The sequence below is a fragment of the thiotrophic endosymbiont of Bathymodiolus puteoserpentis (Logatchev) genome, assembly GCF_900127505.1.
Taxonomy (GTDB): domain Bacteria; phylum Pseudomonadota; class Gammaproteobacteria; order PS1; family Pseudothioglobaceae; genus Thiodubiliella.
On sequence record NZ_UEXF01000078.1, the window covers coordinates 9,985 to 12,261 of the forward strand.

Sequence of the window (2,277 nt, forward strand, 5' to 3'; positions counted from 1 at the left end):
TTTATCACCCCAAAACCTCTGACAACTTTTTAAAATTTCTTATATAGAACATCCTAAGAAGCCTTCTTCTTATTCTGGTTCAATTTTATACTTTCTTGGTACACATCCATTGGTTTTTTGTAATCTAATGTCTGATGGAATCTTCTGTTGTTGTAAAACTCAATATAGTCATCCACATCAGTGGTTAGTTCGTTTATGGTCTGGTATGCGTTCAAATAGATTCTTTCGACTTTGGCGCTTCGCCAGAAGCGCTCAATGCAGATATTATCGGTTGCTCTGCCTTTGCCATCCATTGATATAGTAATACCCAATTTTTTGAGTCTTTGAGTGTGCACTTCACTGGTGTACTGGCTACCCTGATCGGTATTAAATATCTCTGGATGTGGATACTTCTCTAAAGCTTCGTTAAGCACACTCATTACCAGCTGAGAATCCATGGTGTTGGATATCTTGTACGATAGCACAGCTTTGCTGTGCCAATCAATAATAGCAGTCATATAAACCATACCGCCTGCAATCTTGATGTAGGTGATGTCAGTGCTCCATACGTGATTAGCATGGCTGATATTCAATCCTCGCAACTTGTAACTATACTTCTTATGCGCTTTGATTGGTGTTATCGTGTTAATAGGTTTAACCGCTAGTACGGCTTGCAAGCCTAGTTCTTGACGGTAGCGTACTACCGTATTTAAGCTTACCTTGTAACCATCTTCCAGAAGCTGCTTATGCACCTTCTTCTCACCGTAGATGGGTATTTCTTCAAATACTTTGGTGATGTGATTTTTAATGGTTTGCTTGGTGTGATTAACGCGTGGCTTATAATATAAGCCACTGCGGTTAATGCCAAGTAGTTGACATTGTTGATTAATGGATAAAGAAGAGGATGAAGAATGGACTGTAGTCGGCTTGAGATCAATCAACTGCTTTAGTTTAGATGAGCCCAAGCTTTTTAGCTTTTTTGCTAACCACTCCTTCTCAACAGTTACCTTGCCCACTAGCGTGGTTAAATGTTCGTTTTGCTCTTGTGATTTAATAAGCTCTTCCTTGTATTCTTTAACTGCTTTAGATGGCTCCATAGCAATCTCAGCGTTAGCAAGGAAGATCTTCTTCCAGTTCACTAGGTTTTGTGGCAAGATGTTATGCTTGCTGGCAATCTGCGCCAAAGTGCTTTCATTTTGCAGCAGCTCAAGAACTAATTTAGTCTTGAATGCTGATGAATAGTTTGTTCGTTTTTTACTCATAATTTTTGGGACTAACTTACATTAATACCAACATCTTATAAGACAGTCTATTACCACTAAATCCAAACACAATTGAATCAATTCTATCCAGTGTCGATCGTTTAACATTGCCATCATTCAACCTAAAAACAAACTCATCAACATAACGCCCGATATGTTTATCTGAAAAATGATGAAATACACCATGATAACCGCGTTTTAATAACGCCCAAACACTCTCAATGCCATTAGTATGCACAATACCGTTAACATACTGCCCAGCAGAATGATTGACCATTAGCTGTTTATAGCCCTCTATGCCTTTATATATTGTTGCTTCATCAGTGCAAAGCGTGGCATTGGCATCAGCATGCTTATCAATCATAGTCTGAATATTGGCACTATTGACTTTATCCATTTTGGCAGCAACGAGCATGCCACCACGAGAGCGCATGCCAACCACAGGGGTTTTGGTTTTTGTGCTTCTGCCTTGTGTGCCTTAAGTTTTCTTATGTTGGTGTTTGTTTTTCTCTTTACCGCCTATATAGGTTTCATCCATTTCAATTATTCCAGAAAGAATAGCGTCGTTATTTTTGCAAGCCTTGCGTATTCTGTGCCCCATAAACCATGAGGATTTTTGGGTAATACCCAGTTCTTTTGCAAGTTGGTAACTGGATATACCCTTGCGAGCAGTCACAACTAAATACATACCATAAAGCCATTTTCTTAACGGTATTTTGCTGGCATGCATCACTGTGTTACTACGAATACTGAATTGGGTTTGACAACATTTGCAACGATATAATCCAGTGCGTGAAGGATGATGATAAACTTGTGCGGGTGTTTGATTAGCACACGATGGACATTTGGGTTTGTTGTTCCAAAGTTTTTGTTCAAAATATAGGCGAGCAGATTCTTCGGTTGGAAACCTTTCTAATAGTTCAAATGTGCTGATGGTGTTTGTGTATTGGGTCATTGTTGCTCCATGAGTGTTGTAAGTGTTGCCTATTTTATTGTATTTGTTGTGGTTTTGGTATTAATGTAAGTTATTCCCTAA

General features: G+C 38.9%; 1 protein-coding gene and 1 pseudogene. Both read right to left on the reverse strand.

Annotated features, from left to right (window positions below):
* Window positions 1-53: 53 nt before the first annotated feature.
* Complete coding sequence (locus tag BHECKSOX2_RS09970) at window positions 54-1,241, reverse strand: IS3 family transposase (RefSeq protein WP_139683450.1); 1,188 nt, start codon at window positions 1,239-1,241, stop codon at window positions 54-56.
* Between the two features lie 16 nt (window positions 1,242-1,257).
* Window positions 1,258-2,196, reverse strand: a pseudogene (locus BHECKSOX2_RS10385) (IS1595 family transposase).
* Window positions 2,197-2,277 lie beyond the last annotated feature (81 nt).

What these genes read in the sequence shown, in the direction of transcription:
- BHECKSOX2_RS09970 (WP_139683450.1), bottom strand. Translation starts at nt 1,241, where the DNA reads ATGAGTAAAAAACGAACAAACTATTCATCAGCATTCAAGACTAAATTA.